Source organism: Gimesia aquarii, from assembly GCF_007748175.1.
In the GTDB taxonomy this organism is placed as follows: Bacteria; Planctomycetota; Planctomycetia; order Planctomycetales; family Planctomycetaceae; genus Gimesia; species Gimesia aquarii_A.
Genome location: NZ_CP037422.1, coordinates 920,212 through 935,503 on the forward strand (window position 1 = coordinate 920,212; position 15,292 = coordinate 935,503).

General features: G+C 47.3%; 10 protein-coding genes. 1 reads left to right on the forward strand and 9 read right to left on the reverse strand.

What is annotated here, in order from left to right; translation table 11 throughout:
• Positions 1-31: 31 nt before the first annotated feature.
• The 6 genes from V202x_RS03750 to V202x_RS03775 form a co-directional block, all read right to left on the reverse strand.
• Positions 32-988 carry a transglutaminase domain-containing protein gene (locus tag V202x_RS03750; RefSeq protein ID WP_197993209.1) on the reverse strand — a complete coding sequence of 319 codons (957 nt, stop codon included), beginning with the start codon at positions 986-988 and terminating at the stop codon, positions 32-34.
• 184 nt (positions 989-1,172) lie between these two features.
• Positions 1,173-2,807 (reverse strand): metallophosphoesterase family protein, encoded by a 1,635-nt coding sequence (locus V202x_RS03755; RefSeq protein ID WP_145171344.1) that lies wholly within the window; start codon positions 2,805-2,807, stop codon positions 1,173-1,175.
• Positions 2,808-2,980: 173 nt separating this feature from the next.
• Positions 2,981-3,724, reverse strand: a complete 744-nt coding sequence (locus V202x_RS03760; RefSeq protein WP_145171346.1) for an SDR family oxidoreductase — start codon at positions 3,722-3,724, stop codon at positions 2,981-2,983.
• Positions 3,725-4,009: 285 nt separating this feature from the next.
• The gene (locus tag V202x_RS03765; RefSeq protein ID WP_145171348.1) at positions 4,010-5,014 is read right to left on the reverse strand and encodes a 6-bladed beta-propeller; all 1,005 of its coding nucleotides are present in this window, start codon (positions 5,012-5,014) and stop codon (positions 4,010-4,012) included.
• A gap of 244 nt (positions 5,015-5,258) precedes the next feature.
• Positions 5,259-5,762, reverse strand: a complete 504-nt coding sequence (locus tag V202x_RS03770) for a hypothetical protein (protein ID WP_145171350.1) — start codon at positions 5,760-5,762, stop codon at positions 5,259-5,261.
• A gap of 410 nt (positions 5,763-6,172) precedes the next feature.
• Positions 6,173-7,897 carry a hypothetical protein gene (locus V202x_RS03775; protein ID WP_145171352.1) on the reverse strand — a complete coding sequence of 575 codons (1,725 nt, stop codon included), beginning with the start codon at positions 7,895-7,897 and terminating at the stop codon, positions 6,173-6,175.
• Positions 7,898-8,231: 334 nt separating this feature from the next.
• On the opposite strand from V202x_RS03775, the gene V202x_RS03780 reads away from it, so the two are divergent.
• Positions 8,232-8,798, forward strand: coding sequence for a hypothetical protein (locus tag V202x_RS03780; RefSeq protein WP_145171353.1), 567 nt, complete (start codon positions 8,232-8,234; stop codon positions 8,796-8,798).
• A 159-nt stretch (positions 8,799-8,957) separates the two neighbouring features.
• Here V202x_RS03780 and V202x_RS03785 read toward each other — a convergent pair whose 3' ends face one another.
• The 3 genes from V202x_RS03785 to V202x_RS03795 form a co-directional block, all read right to left on the reverse strand.
• On the reverse strand, positions 8,958-12,224 hold the full coding sequence (locus V202x_RS03785) for an efflux RND transporter permease subunit (RefSeq protein WP_145171355.1): 3,267 nt from the start codon (positions 12,222-12,224) through the stop codon (positions 8,958-8,960).
• Between the two features lie 5 nt (positions 12,225-12,229).
• Positions 12,230-13,666 carry an efflux RND transporter periplasmic adaptor subunit gene (locus tag V202x_RS03790; RefSeq protein WP_232098820.1) on the reverse strand — a complete coding sequence of 479 codons (1,437 nt, stop codon included), beginning with the start codon at positions 13,664-13,666 and terminating at the stop codon, positions 12,230-12,232.
• 318 nt (positions 13,667-13,984) lie between these two features.
• Positions 13,985-15,268, reverse strand: a complete 1,284-nt coding sequence (locus V202x_RS03795; protein ID WP_145171357.1) for a glucose-1-phosphate adenylyltransferase — start codon at positions 15,266-15,268, stop codon at positions 13,985-13,987.
• Positions 15,269-15,292 lie beyond the last annotated feature (24 nt).

Consider the following 15,292-nt stretch of genomic DNA (forward strand, 5'->3'; position numbering starts at 1 on the left):
AAAAGTTGTTTCCTCTTCACTTACAGCGCTGTCACTTCGAAAATTCAGAATAGACAATCTTCGTATCGCTAATTGTGATGTTACCGGCCTTGAGGCCATCAGATGCGTTCGGGAAATATTTTTCGAGCGTAGTGACTGGAACAATGGGAATACCCTTTTGTGTTTGAATATATAAAGTGTGACCTTTTGCTTGCGGAAGGTAAGTGTCGTACTGCGTATTGAATGACTTAACAACGATCAAACCTTTTTGTTGAGCCGTTCTTGTCAATATCTGGTAGTAGGGAGAATTTCCAATCACAAAACACTTTGGATCAAGCGTATCTGCGTTCGCCATATTGACAGGAAGTAGTCCTTCGTCAAGTTGAGAAAAGTAGGTCTTCGTTTGTTGCTTCCATGCTTCCCACTGCAAAGACATGATCATCGCTTTGGGATCATTGCCTTTGTGATAAGCAAACCGATTCCCGGGAAGAATGCGCGCCTTGGGAGAGTAATCGACGTAGACCCTTTTCGCACCAGGATCCAACAGCACCCACTTCTGGTCGATATAAATTTCAAGAAAGACATGCCCCGACCAAGACTTGAACTGACGGCCTTTCTTAAAATCCCAAATCCATGGTACATCCATTGTCTTCACCCAGACTGTCGGAATACCTGCATGTTTCAATAGCACACCGCAGACAATGGCATAATCAGCACAGCCTCCGTAGCAACCGTCCTGAATCACTGTGTCGTAGTTCCGCCATTGATAAGCCAGATCGGCCTGATATTTCAGATTTGTATTCATCCAGTTAAGCACATTCAAAACCGTTTTGCGGTCATGATCTGCCTTAAACGCGAGTGCCTGCGTCTTAATCGCTTCTCGGTCTCCGAGGGTCGCAGGCATGGCAAGATACTTTGTGGGTGTTGTGTAGTCAATTGAATCAAATACAGGCTCCGACGCGAATGAAGTAGGGCCAAACATCACTAGAATTAAAAGTGATCGCCACATCGGTATTCTCCTGCTATAAAACCATTCTGAAATCAACATGGGAACGCCATCTCACACAAGTTATCTGCTAGTGATTCAGGCGTCAAGATTTTTAATGCCAAAGAAGGTCCCTAGTAAAATTCATATTCTTAGTTGCTAATGGGCTGACGATTGAAAAAGCAAACAATTTATCAGGTTGAATCAATTACTCAGATACCGGTCGATGTCGCTTGATGGTCAGCGGCCCCTGTTGGGCGTAGGGATGTTTGGCTTTGAGTTCTTTGTAACTGAGCCAACCGCGTGATGTATGAATCTGTTTGGCATCAGCTTTCTCATAAGCAAAGTGCAAAGGTTTCTGATGTACGACAATCCGATCAGGGTAGACATCGAACGTGCACCAACCAAAGGCTCCTTGACTCACAAGTGCCGCCCCCCCCAGTACCAGATAATGTGTTGCTTCTTCTTCAGCATGCCATAAGGCCCGATGATAGTGACCACTCAGGCTGAGCAGCACTTTGTACTGTTTCATCATTGCCCGCAAGCGATCACGACCTTTCCCAATTTGGTTGTATTTTCCACGACCGCGTTCGTTATTTTGCCAGGGAGAAACATGCAGCGCAATCACAATTTCTTCTCCCGCTTGTTCGGCCTTCTGAAATTCTGATTCGATCCAGTCCAATTGTTTGTCGTTCAGGCCGACATGGTTTCCTTCCGCGTCGATCACCACAAAACGAACTCCTTTATGCACCACCGAGTAATGTAGATCTCGAAAGAAATATCGCAAAAACAGTTCCGGAATCTCATGATTGCCCCTGACATAATGATATGGCTTATCAAACCGTTTCACTAATTCGGTCATCGCATCATAGAGTTTCAGATCTCTCTTTTCATGAACCATGTCACCCAGCATAAACGTCTGCTCCGCACCAGAGCGATTAATCTGATCGATCGCTTGCGCGAAACGTGCCTTGTCGGTTTCAAAACCACCAAATCCAAGTTGTGGATCACCCACGGCAGCAAAACGAAATATCAACCCCCGGTCTGGTTTCGGCAACAATCGTGGTAAATCAAATCCTTCAGGCGCCGTACGTGACACTATGAGATTATCGATCAGAGCAGGATCGTCTGGAGTCCCGGCCACACCGAGATAGATATGTGATAGAGCCGCGCTACTAGTCAAAGGCATTTCTTCACCCAGTGTTTGATGATCAACCCAGCAGGCGTAGGTTTTGAGATCGAAATTGATGCGCGCTGTCATGGTATGCCAGCGTTGCTCGAATGGTGTTTTCGTATAGAGGCGCCAATAGGGTCGATTGAACACGGAATGCCACCGCATTTGCGTGTCCTTCGAACCTTTTTCCTGAAAAGGAGCGGCGGCGATTCGCGCAATCACCTCATTCGCTTTCTGACCACGCATGTCGAAGAATGTACCGTTTTTCCATTGTTGTGGCGGCTTGAAGCGACACTGCAACCACACGACACCTTCGGAAACGGGTTTGGCAAGTTGGGTGCGGATCCCCCAACCGTCGGTCCGAAACGGCTCGGCATGTGACACGGCAATTGCTTTTGAGCCATCAATTCCCACTCCCTCTTTTATGACTGCGATCGGCTTGACTTTGCCGGGAAACCCTTCATAGCCTTTCCACTGATCGGAAGCAATGATTGATTGCCCATTGGAATAGGATTCGAAATCGTCTGCAAGTAAAAGAACTTGCTCTGCTGCAACGAGATCTGAGACGATCAATGTTTGAAAAACGACTACAAAGAACCAGCCAATAGCCAGCATCAAGATCAGTGATGTGTGGCGAAGATTCCTGCCAGCCCAGTTTCGATCAATCATAATCCGATTCCTGATGGATGTAACAAATATGAAAGCACCCGACTAAATGAGTCAGAGTCATTTAGTCGGGTCTCCAATGATTACAACATAATCGACCAGCAAGATCAAATCGTATTTGAAAACGAGCTTGATTTATCGTAATCCGTTACTTGCTGCCGTGTGCAGCTTTAGTGTTAGCCTTCGGACATATCCGCTTCAACAACATTCTCTGCAAAGCTCTGATATGCCTCACCAATCTGTTTTGCCATCGAGTCAGGGAAAGCGTGAGCGGCGCCCGCTTTGAGTGCAGCGACGATTTCTTCACCTACAACTTCGGGTGGTTCTGCGATTTCGGTTAGTCCAGCATCGTGGCCCATGTCTGTCAAAATGGGTCCGGGGTGAACGCTCAACACTGCTGTTCCCTGTTCCTTCAACAGTGCACTGAGTGCCTGAGTCACTGAGTAGGCAGCGGCTTTGGATGCGCAATACGTTGTGAACTGTGGGAAGCACTTCATCGAAACGACAGAATTGAGTTGAACAAAAGCCCCTCCGCCATTCGCTTTGAGTACCGGAGCGAACGCCTGAGCAATGTGAATGAGACCATATACATTCGCTTCCATTTCAAATTGCAATGCTTCAATCGCATCTTCAGACAAAGCAGTTGAAGTTCGCAGAACACCAGCATTATTAATCACCAGCGAAACATCGCTGGCCAAGTCGGCGGCCGCCTTAATGGTGTCAGGCTTTGTCAAATCCAATTCAATCGGGACGACTTTATCCCCATGAACCTCATTCAATGCAGCAGCCGAATAGGGATTCCTCACAGCAGCGTAGACTTTCGCAGCTCCATGTTTCAGAAGCGTCTCTACAATCACCTTACCAATACCTCGGTTCGCCCCTGTCACGAGAACGGTCTTATCACGAACATCATAGCTCATATCGAATTCCCTTGTTTCTGCGTGGCTGTAAATTCGCGCCAGTTTGGCGCAAGAGTCGTTTTTGAATGTTCAATCATTGTAGGAACTGGTTTCTATTTGGCAACCTGTAAGAGTGATAGTAGTAGAGATCTTACCTTCAGAACTTCCAGCTTGATAACCACACGCGATTGTGCTCTGGATCTAAAATCAAAATGCTTCTGATCAATTGCTCATTCCTCAAAGAAAAAACGCATTGGCCGATAAAGACCAATGCGCATCATTTCTATAAATGGAATGAGAGTTGACTTACTTCACCCGTACTAACTTCATCAAACGCCCTGATACGTTCCAGTCTTGGACATACAAGTTCCCATCTTTGTCCCAGTACGAACCGTGTGTGCCACTGAAAATGCCTTCGCGCCACTTGTCTTGAGGCACATTGAAGTTCACTCTGGTTTTAGGATCTGAGTTATGTCCAAGAACCGCCATAATCGTATTGCTCTTATCGAGAATGACAAGTCGCCCATGCAAATCGGGCACCGAAACAAATTCTCCCTGGATAGATGCGGAAGTTGGCATTCCCAGACCGGTGATCACAACATCCATGAAGTTTCCATCGAGGTCGTAGTGCAATAAACGGCCCTTGGGTTTGTGGTTTCGGTCGCAAATCAAGAGTCGCGGGGGATTATATCGCGTATCCAGTGTCATGCCATGGGCGGTGTTGAACTCCTTCAAGCCATTCCCTTTCTTGCCAAAGTGCTTGAGGTATTTCCCGTTCTTGTCGAACTTGAAAATGTGATTACTAGCGTAGCCGTCCGCCAGGATGATATCCCCGTTGGGAGCAACCGTAATCGCCGTCGGATTGAACTTCTTCAAATTCAGTCCCGATTCTTTAGGAAACGGGAGCTTCAACACAATCTCTCCAGTCTCGGCATTGAACTTGATCCCCTCGGCGTTCGCATTTCGTGCCCCATAGATAAATTCGCCGTCCGCTTCATCACGGATTTCCATGTCGTGGATATTGGAATATTCGTCCCCCAGGAAACGACGAACCACTTTCCCATCCGGCGAGAACACAATCACGCCAATCCTGGCACTGGTGTAGATATTCCCTGCTTTATCGATAACCACACCACCGTGTGTCGGCCCTAGAACTGAGCGACCTTCTTCATCAAAGCCCCAACCAGGCACGGTGTCAAACGTCATGATCCCACTGCCCATCCGCACCGGAGCCACCTTCTCGGCCGCAAACGCCGGTAGCGTCATACAAATCAAAACAGTCGCGGCAATATAAATCGAACACTTCTTCATAATCCAGGTTCCTGTCTATTGAAAATCAATCGGGATAAATCAACGAAGACCATTTTGGTTATTAAAAATGAGGCAGATCTATCCAGTATCCAGAGACGGCTCAGATATTGCAACAGGTGAAGTCAAAAAGACTCTGAATAGAAATTTTTCTCCTTTGGTTATTTTCCATTTTCATCCATGACAAAACAGTGTGTAATTTTAATTGTTAATGTAAAGTGCATCACAATTCGATATTGATTAGAATCTAGTCTATTAGTTCAACAGAAACCCCAAGACGGTGTAGAATATCTGCTAAATTCTGGAGAGACACTGCTTTCGGAATTCCATATAATAAAATGTGCCCCTCGATAAAGATGACCATCCCAGCATAAGATTTGCCCCATTCGTCTGGTCTCTTCAGTTGAATTTGCTCGATCAGATCCAGATCAATATTAAGTGGAATAAGTCCCGCCCATCCCCACCCGACAGCTCTTTTCAGGATAATGCGTTCTTCTTTGATGTTTACATTTCGCTGAATATTATCAACGTCAAGTGAGAGTGCCGCAATAATACCGACAGCAATACTTAGCGTAATTACTTCAATGAGCCCTTGAGCCACCCACCCTTTGAAAAAAGCCAAGAGAATCATCACTATTGCAAAAACTATCACAATAAATATTCGCTTACACCAATCCCATCCTCCTCGGCTCCTAACCAGAAAAAACCAGGGTTCATTCCAGGAAATCAGCGTAGAAGAACTCTCATTCATAATGACGATTCTTTTTCTTAATTTGTTGAACTGACAAGATACTTTGAAGGAATGGACCACAAAATCGTTGACTTAGTTATATTGTAGAAAGTAGAAGCAAAAACGATTTCAAAGGCCCAAGGAAGCAAATATGTAGAATCAAATTAGCTTACCCATTTCCCTACGCTATACTTCAATAATTGAAACTTCAAGCTGAGTGAGGTAGACAGGTAAATGACCTGTAAATCAAATAAAAATCAGCAGATTCCACATTCTGTCAGAATCCTAAAATAATGATTCTGGAAATAACTAATTGAAAATGTTATCAAACCACAATCCAGATAACCCGTCTGAATGGAACAGAGATCCAGAAATCGCAACGAATTATTCAAACAGATAACCCTTCAAAGCTACCTTCTTCAAATCGTACCTCATTTCACATAGAGTGCACTGAAACAAATATCGGTTTTCTTCTCTCCTTCAAAAGTCACTTTCATACGTATACGATCTGGCAAATCTTTGATCTCCTGCTTACCGTTCCATGTGATGGGGATCTGGAAGCCACTCTTGTTTATGGTTGCTGCGTTCTCACCTGAGAACTTTGCCAGGGGAATCGTGTTGTCGTTCAAGAGTTCGATTTTGAGCTGGGCCGCCTCGCTCAATCCATCGGCGTTGACATAAAAGCGATGTGCCCCTTCCCCTTTCAAATTCACGGCGGTGGTGATGAACTCGCTTTTGATCTTTGGTAGCTGGTAGTTACCGTTGCCCTTAGTGGTTTCATCGACTTTCAGATCCGCAAAGCGGTCACGTGGGAGCGTGGCGATGCCGACTCCACCTCGTGGTGGTGAACCTTGCCAGTTTCGTGGATCCCAGGCGCCGTAATAAATGAAAGTCTGGTCGCCAATGTTTTCGAAACCCTGTCCCTGAAGCAGACCGCCTTGGTCCCACGCTCCATCTTGACCTCTCTTCAGAAACACCCATTCGTGGGCTGGTTGTCGGAATTGAACACCATCGTTACTGACTACAAATCCTAAGTCGACGGTGACATTTTCCCATTCTTTTGCACCGTGCCAGATGCCTGAGATACCAACGAGTACATTCCCACGATTCCACACACTCACACCTTCGTGATTTTGCTCACCCTCACGACTCTTTCCTGGCCCCAGCAGTTTGTGCTGCGCCGTACGCACAAAGCCCACCGTGCTGGCATGGGACCAGTTCACGAAGTCGGGTGAGATGAATTGTCTGACCACTCGGCCATGATAGGGACGCGACGCCACAATCGCGTTCTGACCGTTGAGATAGTACAAGCCATCGCACTTATAGAGCCCGCCCACCGGTTCGAAATGTAACGCCGGTAAGACCATGTCTTTCTGTGGTAGCTCTGCACCAACAGGCTTTGTTTCAATCAGTAATTTCCACCGCAGGCCATCTGCACTTGCATAAGGGGCAAACGTCCCCAACCGCACATCGTGCTTGGGAAACCAGACATGTGCCCCCAGCTTGTATCGTCGACCTGGATTGGGGTCATCTGGCTCGAACAGCACTTTGACATTCACAGTTCCCAGCCGGGGGTCCATCAACACCAGATTGTTATTGCGATTGCCATTATATTCCACCAGTCCCAAATTCGGCTTGGTCCAATGCACACCGTCCTGACTTTCCGCATATGCCACACGCCATGGTGAGGAACGCGGTACACTTCGATCAAGCCGATCATCGCCGGCTGCCACATACCACATGCGGTACTTGTCAATCTCTCGAATGACTGAGCCGTAAAACTGTACGGCCCACGAATCGGGAGTTCCTGGCGGACCACGACGCAGTACCGGGTTCGCTGGGTGCCGCTGCGGCGATCGCATTTCGAGCTTGAGGTTTTGCATAAAAGGAATTGAGACGTCATCAAAAGCAAACAAAGTGATCGCTTTCGTCTCATCAAAGTATTTGGAATCGCTGACGTTCGACTTCCCAGAGAATGAGACGAAAGATTGTGGAACAATCTCTTGAATTTCGTACTCAGTCTGTGCTGGCTCAGCTTGTGATGTCTCAGTCTGAGTCGACTGAGTGTTATCACACGCCGTAATCGAGCTGAGCACAAAACCAACGCAGAGAAATCGCCCCCAACTCATAATAAAACCACAACTTAGTTCAGACATTGCTCACCTCTCATAAAAGTGTTTGTGAACTTTTATCGTAATCAATCCTCAACCTCGAATCGAGAACTTAATGCTTATATACGAAGGGATTCAGGCTGAATTTGGATTCAAGGCTTCATTGCGATCTTGATCCTTTTACAAAGATCTGGTGCTTGTAAATTCTGCCAGAGTAGATGTAATTCTAATCATAGGTTCGTTGCAAATCAGCTTGCCAGTTTGCATTTCTCCCCTAAATTCACTTATCGTCTCTTTGGCATACACTTTGCTATTCTGCTGATCCGTTGAGCAGAGAGAATTTGCTCATTTTTCAATTCTAGTCATGGAGGATCAATAGATGAAACTGTTACTTGCTTTGTTATGCAGCACGGTTGCTGCGGCTTCCACAACCAATGTCAACAATTCGGGATTTGAAGACATTAGTGAGCGCACCAGACTACCCGTTGGCTGGGGATATACTTCGCTTCCCGGTCAGTCTGATCTAGTTGAATATAAGGTCACCACCGTACCAGGTGATGAGAATTCCAAGGCGCTTGCGATCACAGTTTCCAGTGACCACCCCGATCAACGAGTTGCGTATAATGCATTTCAAGACGTCCCGGGTATTGAAAGTGGTAAAACATACAAAGTATCTGCTCGCGTACAAACGCGTGGTTTAGAAACGATGCCCATGGTGGCTGTGCAGTGTATTGATCAAACAGGGAAAAAATATCTTGGTTTTGCACGAACACCCGAACGAAAACTTCAGCAGGACATAAAAGAATGGCAGTCAGTTGAGACGATGGTAACCGTTCCTGCAGGAACAGCAAAATTCCGATTGCGTGCAGGTATTCCCGCCCAGGGTAATGCGGGTGGCACAGCGATTCTCGACGACATCACTGTGATAGAAGTCGAGAGCAAATAGGCAAACGGATGGCCTTCTAACAAGTAGATCTCAAACAAATATCTCGTAAAACATTGTGCTCAAGAGTGAACTATGCAGACACTCTTGAGCTTGTTTTTCGACAAATTCTATTAGTCGTATTGACTCAAAATCGATTTATAAGATCATCACTGAAAGATCTTATTTGGAATCAGAGCCAGCATCAGAATCGGGAGGTGTCGTTTTCGCTTCCGGTTCGACTGCCTGTGTCGCGGATGCCAGCTCTTCTACTAACTGTGATTCCAGTATGGCACTACCAGCTTCACCAGCGGGAACACGCTGCTTTGCCAGTTTGCGTAGTACGACGTAGAACACGGGCGTGAGAAACAACCCGAAGACCGTGACGCCAAGCATCCCACTAAAGACAGCGGTGCCGAGCGCTTGGCGCATTTCGGCTCCCGCTCCAGTTGCAATCAATAGTGGAATGACTCCTAAAATGAAAGAGAAGGCGGTCATCATGATCGGTCGCAGACGCAAACGACAGGCCTCCACCGCGGCTGCGAAGCGGTCTTTCCCTTTGTCTTCTTCCGCTTTGGCAAACTCGACGATCAAAATGGCATTTTTACAGGCAAGCCCCACCAGTACGACAAATCCGATCTGGGTGAGGATGTTGTTGTCCATCCCTCGCAGCCAGACGCCAAAAATCGCGAATAGCAGGCACATTGGCACAATCAGAATGACTGCAAGGGGTAATAACCAGCTTTCATATTGCGCAGAAAGCGCTAAAAAGACAAATAGTACACAAAGTGGAAAAATAAAAAGTGCCGTGTTGCCTGCTGCTTTTTGTTGATAAGCAAGATCAGTCCACTCAAATCCAAAACCGGGCGGGAGAGTTTCATCGGCGATGCGTTCCATCGCTGCGAGTGCCTGCCCGGAGCTATAGCCCGGGAGTGTAGAACCATTGATATCCGCAGCTGGATAGAGATTGTAACGCACAACCCGCGACGGCGCTGTCGTCTCACGGATCGTAACCAGCGACCCCAAAGGAACGATTGCACCATTATTGCTGCGCGTACTGAGACGCTCAATATCATGTCGCTCATCACGAAACTCTGATTCTGCTTGTGCGGTCACCCGATAGGTTCGTCCCAGATAGTTGAAGTCATTGACGTAAGACGAACCAAGATAAATTTGCAAAGCATCAAAGACATTATTAATGGGGACATCCAGCATTCGTACTTTCGTACGATCAACATCCGCATAAACTTGAGGCGTTGCTACCCTGAAATTGGAAAACACCTGAACCAGACCCGGCTCTTGGTTCGCCTTAGCGGCGATCTGCCCCGTCACTTCATTGAGTGCAAGCAGCCCAGCCCCAGACCGATCTTGAATCTGCATTTTAAAACCGCCGCCCGTTCCAATTCCCTGAACCGGAGGAGGTGGGATTACGAAGACCATCGCATCTTCAATCCCCGCCATACGCTTCCGGAGTTCAGATAGAACAACATCCAGGCTCAACCCTTGTTCTGCACGCTCGCGGGCGTCGCTCAGAACCGGAAAAATTGCCGCCGAGTTGGAACTATTCGTACGCGTTGCTCCTGAAAATCCTGCAAAGGAGACCGCGTTTTCAATGCCGGGAGTATCAAGCGCGGCCGCAACGACATCGCGTGTCACTTGATCGGTTCGATCTAGCGAGGCGCCGTCAGGCAAATCAATTGCAATGATCACATAGCCTTGATCTTGCTGCGGAATAAACCCGGTGGGTACCTGAGTAAACCCGAAGTAGGTCAGCCCCAATAAACCTGCATACATGAGTAACACAACAAAGCTCATATGCAAAACACGCGAGATCACACGCGAGTAGATTTCGCTTGTCTTGTCAAACGACTTGTTGAACAGATGGAAGAACCAACCCAGGAGCCGTTCAAGGAGCCGACCAAACCAGTTTTTCTTTGCATCCTGCGGCCTGAGTAATAAAGCACATAAAGCTGGGCTCAGTGTGAGCGAGACAAAAGTCGAAATGGCAGTTGAGACGGCAATCGTGATTGCGAATTGGCGATAGAATTGCCCGCTGATTCCAGGAATAAATGCAGTCGGCACGAACACGGCGATGAGCACCAGGGTTGTTGCAATCAGCGCGGAGCCGACTTCATCCATTGCTTTGGTAGTGGCTTCTTTTGGAGAGAGTCCTTCTTTGATCAGTCGTTCTACATTCTCGACAACGACAATTGCATCATCGACCACAATTCCAATCGCCAGGACCAACCCAAAGAGAGATAAATTATTGAGACTGAAACCGATCCCCTGCATCACCGCAAAGGTTCCAATCAATGAAATCGGTATCGCAACAACGGGAACGATCGTCGAACGCCAGTTTTGCAGGAAGAGAAACACGGTCAGAATCACCAGTAAACCTGCTATCCAGAGGGTATTGAATACTTCGGCAATTGATTCTTCAACAAACGCGGTTGGATTATAAATCGCCTGATATTCCAGGCCGGGAGGAAAGCGTTCTGATAAACCTTCTACGGTATCGAGTACACTGCGTGTCGTCTCAATCGCATTAGAACCAGGACGTTGTGAAATGACCATCGCTACGGCTTTTTTCTCACCCATGTAGCTACGGACAGAATAATCAGTTGCTCCCAACTCAATCTGCGCAACATCGCTCAACCTCACCAGTCGACCATTGTCACCCGTCTTGACGATGATCTCGCCAAACTCTTCTGCTTCACGAAGACGACCTTGCGTATTGACGTTCACCTGGAAAGCGCCCTTCAGCGTATCCAGCGGTTGCTGGCCAATGACTCCCGCCGCCACCTGAATATTTTGTTCGCGAAGTGCATTCACGACTTCACCCGGAGTGAGCTCTAATGCTGCCAACCGTTCAATATCCAACCAGATACGCATGGAGTATTCGCTGGCGCCAAACAGCTGCACGTTTCCAACACCACCAATACGCGAGATCACATCACGCAACTGCAAATAAGCATAGTTACCAATATAAAGCTGATCGCGCGAATCATCTGGCGAATATAAATGAATCACCAGTAACAGATCTGGTGAATCTTTGCGTGTTGTCACGCCAATCTGCCTGACTTCTGGCGGGAGCCTGGGCTCTGCAATCGCGACGCGGTTTTGCACCAAGACCTGTGCCTGATCGACGTCCATATCAATCCCAAAGGTGATTGTGATCTGCAGCGCACCGTCTGAAGTCGCTTCGGACTCCATGTAGAGCATTCCCTCAACACCATTGATCTCCTGCTCTAACGGCGTTGCCACCGTTTTGGAAATCACTTCTGGTGTCGCTCCCGGATAACTCGCACGCACGACAACCGTCGGCAGTGCCACTTCCGGATACTGACCAACGGGTAACTGAAAGTAAGCCAGAAAGCCAACCAGTACAATAATAATTGATAGTACAGACGCAAAGATGGGACGGTTAATAAAGAAGTGAGAGAACTTCATGGATCTCACTCCTTCTCTGCTTTGGTGTTCGTTCTGGATTGAGGCAGGCGATACCGCTCTGCGTTGGCTTCAATTCCTTTTGGTATTTTTGCCATCGTGCGTGAAAGCCACTTTTCTTTTGGTACTGGCACATAATTATCTGGTAAGTCACTGGCAACTGGTTCGATGGTTTCATTCGAGGTCTCAACGGTGATTCCAGGGTAAACCCGTTGCAAGCCACGTGTCACAATTTCTTCTGAACCATCGAGACCAGAACGAATGATTCGCAAGCCGTGTGAGATGGGACCGGTGGTAATGACCCGTCTATTAACCACCCCTTGCTTATCAATCACATACACAAACTTTTCAGATTGGTCGCTGCCGATGGCGCTGTCGGGAATCAAGACTGCGTCGTAACGACCACTGCCCGGTAACCGGAGTTTTACAAAGAGCCCCGGTGTTAACAATTCATCTTCATTGGCGAGGATCGCGCGGCCTCGCATCGTTCCCGTATTGACATCAATCCGGTTGTCAACAAAATCCATATGCCCATTGTGCGGATAACCCTGCTCGTCGATGAGGGCAACATAAACCGGGTTTTTGACATCGCGGGAACTGGCACGTTTCCCTTCACGCGCTAATCGCACATATTTCAAAAAATCATGCTCATTCGCATCAAAGTAACAATGAATGGGTTTGAGTGAAACGATCGTGGTGATCAATGTTGAAAGGCTTGTCCCTCCACTGATCAGATTTCCTTCAGTCACATAACGTCGACTGATGCGGCCCGTAATTGGAGCGCGGATTTGTGTGTATTTCAGATTGAGCACAGCCGACTCGATATTGGCTTTCGCGGTCTCAATTGCAGCCTGAGCTGTTGCGATCCCAGCTTTGGCAGATTCAATTTTTGCGTTAGCTGCTTCGATGGCTGCGGTCGCCTGTAACTGTTCACTTTCCGTCACATCGATTTCTTCTTTTGTGACGGCCTTTCTCGCAAATAAGCGCTTTACACGATCCAGCCGACGATCAGCCAGGGTCAATTGTGCATTCACGTCAGACTTTTCGGCAATCGCCTGCTTGTAAAGCGAGTTCGCCTCCGCGAGTCTAGCGGTCGCTTCTTCCAGTCGCGCTTTGGCTGCGTTATGTTCCGCTTTGAATGGGCGCTGGTCAATTATTGCCAGCAGGTCACCACTCTGTACCATTTGCCCTTCATCAAAATGTGTTGACTCAAGATACCCACTGACTCTGGCACGCACTTCAACGGAATCAATGGCATCCAGCCGCCCCGTGTATTCGTCCCATTCAACAATAGGCATCACAAGCGGTTTCGCTACGGTCACTTTAACAGTAGCAGGAGCGGAAGGCTTGGACGACACTTCTTGTGTGCAGCCAACTACAAAAAGCAGTGATGCACTGGTCACAAATCCTGCTGCTTGCCACATGAATTCTGAATACGATTTCATTCATACTCCAGGCTACTCAACGTTTGACGGTTCACTGCAATACATGAAAGCTGACAACCACCCTTCGGCGACGCCTTAAACAAACTTGTATTTAGTAAACATCTTAGACGATTGAGCGCATCATCAATTTAGCTGATTCTATTTTACTTTACAAACATATTCGACATTGTGCGTATTTATATATTCAGATGCAGTCTAGGCATGACTTCTCTATAAACAATCCGCAACATACGTATAGAATCTGGTAAATTGATTTGCAGAGGCACTTGCGCTCTGGATTGGCAATACTTGAAATAAATAGCTGAGAAACTTTGAATATCAGAGTTCCCAATTATCAGGAAGGACAGTCCCCTTAGGAACTACGATGATCCCATCTCGGATCAGGACATCAGTGTGGTCGAAATCCTGTTCGGTGTGGCCGTTGAGTTCAATGCGGACGTTTTTGCCGACACGACAGTTTTTATCGACGATAGCACCGTCGATGAACGCGCCCTCATCAATACCAAAGGGGGGTAAGTTTTCGTTTTCTATATTGTCTTTTAATTGATCCTGATAGAAATCCGCTCCCATCACTACTGAATTGCGGATCGTCACATTCTTGCCAATGCGACAGCGGAGACCAATGACACTATTTTCGATTACGGTTCCTTCATCGATCTCACATCCATCCGCTATCAGGCTGCGATTAATTGTGACCCCTTCACAGCGCGTCGGTGGCAGAAAACGCGGTCGGGAATAGATGGGGGCTTTCTCTACCACAAAATCAAAAGGTGGATTGGGGTTCGCCAACGCCAGATTTGCTTCGTAAAAAGAACGGATCGTCCCAATATCTTCCCAATAGCCATCGAACAAATGCGCATGGACCTGATGCGTACGAATCGACATCGGAAAGATTTCTTTACCGAAGTCTTCATAAGTCGACTTCTTCAATAGATCGACCAGTAAATCGCGATTGAATAGATAGATGCCCATACTGGCCAGACAATCGCGGCCTTTACTTTCGATGCCCTGCTGATCAATCCAGGCCGGAGAGGTACGTACCAGTTCAAGTTCCTCTTCCGTTTGTGGTTTTTCCAGGAAACCTTCCACGCGTCCCTCATCATTGACGCGCATGATCCCGAAAGCGGAAGCCTGTTCGCTGGAAAGCGGTACCGTTGCAATCGTGACATCGGCTTTTGAATCGATATGTGTTTGCAGCATTTTCTGATAATCCATCCGATAAAGCTGGTCACCGGAGAGAATCAAAACGTAGTCGATACCCGATTGTTCAATGACGCGGATATTTTTGCGAACGGCATCGGCGGTTCCCTGATACCAGTCAGTCCCTGACATCGTCTGCTGTGCTGCCAGGATTTCCACAAATCCGCCACCAAACGAATCAAACTTATAAGTTTGCCGAATATGACGATGCAGGCTGACAGAATTAAATTGGGTTATCAGATAAATGCGGCTTAATTCACTATTGATACAATTCGAGATCGGGATATCAATTAAACGATATTTTCCAGCCAGTGGCACGGCTGGTTTTGAGCGAAGTTGCGTAAGTGGAAACAAACGTGTGCCCTTGCCGCCCCCGAGAATGAGGCTGACTACATTTTTCATTGAACGACTCGATTCTAATGCGCC